The sequence below is a fragment of the Oleiphilus sp. HI0128 genome (assembly GCF_001635365.1).
In genome coordinates, this window is record NZ_LWGG01000810.1 from 1 (window position 1) to 6660 (window position 6660).

Here is a 6660-nt window from a genome sequence, read left to right on the forward strand (position 1 = left end):
ATGGTCTCATCTATATACATAATAAAATCTCCTCTAGTTAATAAAGAAAATTTATCATGCTCTAGTGATTCAGCACATGACACACATCAATCGCTTGGCAACTATCCCTCAGCTAAGCCAAAGTTCCCCGAACTAAGCAGCAGCTTTTGTCTGTTGGGTTTTATTTCTTTGAGCAATGATAAACAAAGGCTTAGAAAGACAAGCCAGTTTGCAACCATATGCGACGAGTATCTTCGCCCAAGGCATCTGCATTATAGTCAGCATATTTAGCTGTAAAACTAAGCTCATGAAACTTGAGCTTTACCTCAGCTTGCAGCTCTGTGCCGATTGATGATTCAGCGCCAGGAGCCTTATCAAATTCATAGTCATGATGAGCTAGCCCGATAGAAAAATCATCTGAGCAGCGGTATGAAACACCAAATACTGTATCGATAATTCCACCTGTAACATTCCCCAAGGCTTGATCCACAGCTTGGCCGGTATAACCCTGGTATTCATGCATACTAGCTAAAGGAGTGACAAAGCTAGCACTGCCATCGGCACCAAGTCTTTCACGGGCGATTGTAAAGCCTCCACCCTGATAGCCCGCGACAAGCTGCATTCGACTATAGCTGGCTCTGTAATTAATAGGGTTCTGGCCCTTGTCACCCTGAGTAGCAAACTCAAACAAGTAGGAAATTGAGAAATCTTCCCCTTCGCGGTTTCCTGATGAGTCTGCGATGCCATTGTTGCCGCCAACCATACCCGAAAAATAGATACCAGAGGTTTGCGTTTCCCAGCGTCTGTCGCGCTTATGATCAGAAATAGTTAAGTGGTAAAGCGATAAGTCATTTAACAAGAAGCCATTGTAACTCAGATTAAACAATCGCGCTTTCAAGTCGGCATCAGTATCTTGCGAGTACTTCGCGTAAGGCTGCTCGACCCGATCAAAGTTTACATAGGTAAACTTTGTATAGTTCAGGCTTTGGTTTGTGACACTCAAGCCCGTAAATACTTGTTCGTTTTGATACCAACTATCGCTACCAATCATACGCCCAGCATCAAGCTCAAAAGCCTGTCGACCAAAAGTGAACGATGTATTGGCAATGTCATAATTAAGCCAAACTTCACTTACTCGAGTTTCATCCGGTTCCCCGATTAAAACATCATCGAGCTGCCCGTTTGTACTCGAATTGTAATTTTCATCATTTGGAATCGCCGCTAGATCATCAAACTGGATAAACCCCGAAAAAAGCATATAACGCTGCGTCTGATAGCTTAGGCGCGAGCGGAGTGTCAGCGCTTGAGCACCTTGCTCAGAGGGTTCTGATTGGCGTGCATCTTCGTAGCGAAGGCGAAAGTCTAACTCTGCAGTACCTTCAGAGAGTGCATCTGCTATCGAGCTAGCATCGGCTAATTTCTGGTCATCTACATATTCGTAGGCATATAAAGAAGAGGAAAATGTAGCAGTGCAAATAAGAAAAGCGCGAGCTAGCGAATGACAGTACTTACCTAACACTTTTTGCGAAGACATATAAAGCTCTCTTATTGTTATCAATATAATTGCTAAAACGAATTTAACAGCTTTTTAGTATTATTGTCACGCCTATCCAGCAGCCTTATATTTAAGAAATTGAGCATCATATAAAAAGCCCCCAATATTGGAGGCTTAATTGATATAAATAACCGAATTACATTGGTTTTAAATAACCGTTTTCTTCGAGTTCCAGAAGAATTAAGTGCTGAAGAATCTTATCTTTTGTTGAATCTGGATGGTCTAAGCTCAGACGCTCAAGAAAAGGACGCGCTTCGTCTGCATCAACTTTATGAACAAAGGAACGAATAACCGCTTTGATCATTTGTCGTGGGTGCGCCATTAAGGCCTTCAAATCCTTCAAGCTCTTACCGAGTGCAATTTCCTCATCGGTAAAATCAGAGCCAAGCGGAAACGGTGGGAATAAACCTTTCTCACGAGCAGACTTAAGAATCCCAGCTAACTTCTCAGGATAGTTTTCTTTGTATTCTGCTGGTAATGTAAAGCTCTCGCGAACCTTACCTTTCGACTTCATATCTTCTAGTAATTCTTGCTGGAAGCGAGAATCAGCAACCTTAATCAACTCAATCGCGATTTGCTCGTCGGTCTTGCCGCGTAAATCGGCAATACCGTATTCCGTCACAATGATGTCTCTAAGGTGCCTTGGAATCGTGATATGGCCATAGTGTGGTGTAATGTTTGACTGCAGGTCTTTACCACTACCGCGTGTACTTCTAACGCACAATATTGATCTCGCATCAGGCAATGAATGAGCCATCGATACGAAGTTATATTGGCCACCTACACCACTCACAACCGTGCCATTTTCTAGGCCATCTGATACAACCGCACCACTCAGCGTCACCATCATGCCGGTGTTTATAAAGCGAGCGTGCTTACGCTGCGCAGATAGGAGCGGATGATTGTAGTCAAGCTGGTTGATATGACCGACACTCGACATACAGATCTTTTCATTTTCCTCTCGACTCATGTCGCGCAAAGCTTGATAAAAGTCTTGAGGCCCTAGATAGAAGCCACCATGCATATAGATACCACCCTTGAGGTTATCACCCAGGCATAGTTCACACACGGAGGCAAAGTTGGCTTGCTCTAACAAGTTAATCGAAAGTGTCGTTTCGCCTATTTTAAGACCATCCTCAGCCCACTGTACGGCATCAGAAAAAATGCCCCAGCGCTGTAGATAAATAAAGTCAGAATGAGTCAGCTGATGAGAAATAATCGACTCATTTAACAAGCACTCAAGTGTAGATGGTGAAACTGTTTCACCAATTTTCCCCTCATTAATCAAGCGCTGTAAATCAAGATCATCATAGACCTTACGCTTTACAATTCCGCTCTTGATTAGGTGCATGAAGCCGTTAACAAACATTTCACTGGAACCATACAAGCCTTTATCGAAGGCATCCACGCCACCATATTCGGAGATAAGTTTTTTATCGATATTCAGAGAGTCGACGACATGTTTATAGACGTCGTTATCGGTCTGGCGCAATTTGCATGCATAAACGATGGCATCACCTAATGAACCGATACCAATCTGCAATGTACCGCCATCTTTAATTAGAGTACTGGCATATAAGCCTGCCATATAGTCAGGGTTAGGAACCGACATATTTGGTGGCGCAAACAAACGAGTCTGATAGGCAGGACTATGAACCTGGAAGTCAAAATAATCATTCTCGACCATTGCACGGTTATACATAAACGGTAAATCGTCATGAACCTGAGCAATAGTGACGATCTTTTTCCCCTTCGCCCTCTCTTCTTCAATCAGAGGCATAATATCCAGGGTAACATCGGTATTACAGCTTAAGCTCAACTGTGGTCGGCCATCTATTTCTTTTTTAGCGACAATTTGTGCCAGCACATTGACGCCATTAATCATTAAGTCGCGCGATACAAAGGTATAGTTACTCGATACATAGTTTCGCTGCGCACTGGCAACGCTCTTCATAGCACCCGCTTTAAAGTAAAACTCCGAGACTTCGACATTCGGCGGCAAGGTGTTAGTCCTGACTGCCTTGGCATACTCTAACTCTTCGTAATCACCAAATAAGCGCTCGACAAATGGCACTAGAAACTTGGCTTCCATTTCACTTTTTGGTCTTGGCTTTTCTAGCGATAAAGCTGTAATGATCCGCAGATTAATACTCGGATCCTGCTGCGCCTTTCTGTAAAAAGCATTCGCCAACTGATTTGGTTTTCCCAAACCTAGAGGTAAACCCAAAACAATATTTTTACCAACCGTCTCTATCGTCCGCTCGACACAGCGTTCAACTTCACTAAATAATTCCATGAGTTCTCCAAACCGTTCTTGTTTTTTATATCCAGTACGAATTCGTCTACAGTAACAACACTTGAGCGCGCTAATCATGACATAAGTCAAACACTCACAAAAAATTATCAAGGGCTCCGACAAAAGCTCTGCCTTACGCTTCAAAAGCAATTGACGCTAATCATTTATTCTCTTGGCGAGAGTGGTTATGATGACGCCACATTAACATAAGGACCACACAATGATTTCTACCTTTAGTGAGCTTCTCACAGCCGCCCAAGAGCAAGACCAACCTCAACGCTTACTTTTTTTATTCGCCAAAGCCGAAGGTGAAGCAGGCAAAAAAAAAGGTGAACAGGAAGGCTCATTATCGCCTGTAATGTGCGTGGACAAGCTACCAGAAGAAATTGAGTCATTTGCTGCCTTGTCAGAAGAAGCAGACTCTATTTCAGATGAGTGGGACTTCATGTTTGTTGCTGGTTTGGCAGGACAAGACGGCGAAGCGCCGAGCCCTGATGATGCAGAACCTTACTTAAACCAAATGGCCAACAACCTGGATTCGGGGCAGGACTTGTCTCAATACGTGATATTTGACCGTAAAGAAAACCCGGTACTCATTCAGCCAGCTTAGTGCTTTCGTCACCAACAGAGCCACTCGCTAAAGCCAAAGCGCTCTAGCGAGTACTTCGACCTTTAGCTCCCCACACACCAATTAGCGTACCCTAATTCTAAGATCGCCCTATTGCTTGTCTCATAATAAGAAACTGTTCATGTTATTTATGATGACAGATAAGAAGCGGCCCGATAAGATAGATAAATCAAACAAAAACAAACTCATATAGAAGCCTGTATTCATGGATGTGATCACTCGACTAAACGTTTTCGTTGTAAGCATACTTTTTACCCTTGCTGTTCAGGCAAGCGAACCTTATAGCCCGCCAGGTAAGGAAAAAGTAGATCTTGTTCCTATCTTCATGTGTGTCTGGGACCCAATAGGTAAAGCGGGGCCGGTCGGACAAATTATGAAAGAAGCGACCATTCAAGCTTATAAGTGGGGCGTTGACCTTACTTTCGAAGTCTTCAGCGACGAACGCATAGCGATTGATGAGTTCAAACTTGGACGTTGCGATGCGGTGAATATGCTTGGCTTCAGAGCGCGTGAGTTTAACTCTTTTACTGGCAGTTTAGGCGCAATTGGCGCAATCCCAAGTTACAAGCATCTTGGCATTATTATCAAAAGCCTAAGCTCTCCTAAGGCGGCTCACCTAATGCGCATAGGAGAATTTGAAGTGCTCGGCATTGGCCCTGCTGGTGCAATATTTATGTTTACGCGCGACCGTAGCATTTTGCTTCCCAAAGACTTTGCTGGCAAACGCATGGCCGTTCTCGATGATGTTCCCGAATCTGAATACCTGTCACAAAAGCACGGTATTACACCCGTTAATTCAACCATTTTTAACTCAATCCTCAAGTTTAACAACGGTACGGTTGACCTGACTGCAGCGCCGGCAATTGTTTACGAGCCCTTCGAAATGCATAAAGGCTTAGAACCTGACGGTGGCATCTATAAAGACCCTTTCCTGTATATCACCATGCAGGTTATCGCACGTTGGGAAAAGTTCCCCGAAGGCTTTATTCAGAAGGCTCGGCTAAAAGCGGTTGAGGAATACTCAAAGTTTGTTAAGTTCCTTACGGACCCAGAAGCAACTATCCCCGAACACTATTGGATAGATATCCCCGAACATCTATACGATTACTGGGTGGAAGATTTTAGAGAGAGCCGTTTGGAGTTAGGTCGTCGCGGTATCTACGACCAAAAGACGCTTAAACTAATGAGGAAGGTCCGCTGCAAACTCGACCCTCAAGCGGCTGAATGCTCAGCAAGCAACCGCGAATAGAGAGCTAAGTATTTGACGCTAATCCCCTACATTCGCTATCGCTGTATGGGGGTCTTGGTGGATGATTATATCGGATTGCGGAAAAAACTCTTTTATCTTGTCATGTACCTCGTCAGCGAGGTCATGTGCAGCGAGTAATGTCATATTCCCATCCATTACAAGATGGAACTGAATGAATTTCGTCTGACCAGACTGACGTGTTCTTAGATCATGAATCTCTATGACGTTTTCATGTTCACAAGCCAAGCTTTCTATCTGATTAATTTCCTCATCAGGGAGTTCCCGGTCAAGCAACAACTGAATGGCTTCATAGCCGATTTCTATTGCACATTTTAGAATGTACAAGCCTATTAGTAAGGCAATAATAGGGTCTGAATACAACCAGCCCATATAATAAAGGGCCAAGCCTAACAAAATTCCAGCATTAGTTACTAAGTCTGCTGAATAGTGAAGAGAATCAGCCTTGACAGCAATCGAATTGGTTTTTCTAACGACATAACGCTGGTAAGCAACCAATACCAAAGTTAATGCCATCGAGAAGAGCATCACCCATGTGCCAATTTCAGGTGACTCGATCAGTTCAGGGTTAAAAATCCGCTCCACTGTATACATCAATAGAAATATCGCCGAGCTGCCAATAAATATTGCTTGCCCTAAGCCCGCTAGTGATTCAGCCTTACCATGCCCAAAACGATGCTCCTCATCCGCGGGCTCCAAGGCATAACGCACCGCAAACATATTGATTAGCGAAGCAGCCAAATCCAGTAACGAGTCTACTAGTGCGGCTAGCACCCCCATTGAACCCGTTACAATCCAAGCATATATTTTTAATATTAGTAAGGTAAATGCAACAGCGACAGAAGCCCTGGTTGCCCAAATAATAAGTTGTTCCGATTTTGCCCGCATAGTAATGTTCACTAAGATCTCTTAACAAAAGAATAGAGCTCCTATTT

Annotated in this window: 5 protein-coding genes; 2 read left to right on the forward strand and 3 right to left on the reverse strand. The window is 43.7% G+C overall.

Annotation, left to right across the window (positions count from 1 at the left end; genetic code table 11):
• Positions 1–190: 190 nt before the first annotated feature.
• Positions 191–1513, reverse strand: coding sequence for an alginate export family protein (locus A3763_RS12070; protein WP_068512929.1), 1323 nt, complete (start codon positions 1511–1513; stop codon positions 191–193).
• A gap of 157 nt (positions 1514–1670) precedes the next feature.
• Positions 1671–3419: an acetyl-CoA hydrolase/transferase C-terminal domain-containing protein gene (locus A3763_RS12075; RefSeq protein WP_369808626.1), complete on the reverse strand. Its 1749-nt coding sequence runs from the start codon at positions 3417–3419 to the stop codon at positions 1671–1673.
• 631 nt (positions 3420–4050) lie between these two features.
• On the opposite strand from A3763_RS12075, the gene A3763_RS12080 reads away from it, so the two are divergent.
• Together A3763_RS12080 and A3763_RS12085 are read left to right on the forward strand one after the other, a co-directional pair.
• The gene (locus tag A3763_RS12080) at positions 4051–4440 is read left to right on the forward strand and encodes a ribonucleotide reductase subunit alpha (RefSeq protein WP_068512934.1); all 390 of its coding nucleotides are present in this window, start codon (positions 4051–4053) and stop codon (positions 4438–4440) included.
• Positions 4441–4663: 223 nt separating this feature from the next.
• Entirely contained in the window at positions 4664–5707 is a 1044-nt protein-coding gene (locus tag A3763_RS12085) for a putative solute-binding protein (RefSeq protein WP_068512937.1), read from the forward strand.
• A gap of 18 nt (positions 5708–5725) precedes the next feature.
• On the opposite strand, the gene A3763_RS12090 is transcribed toward A3763_RS12085, so the two are convergent.
• Positions 5726–6625, reverse strand: a complete 900-nt coding sequence (locus A3763_RS12090; RefSeq protein WP_231872183.1) for a cation diffusion facilitator family transporter — start codon at positions 6623–6625, stop codon at positions 5726–5728.
• Positions 6626–6660: the final 35 nt, after the last annotated feature.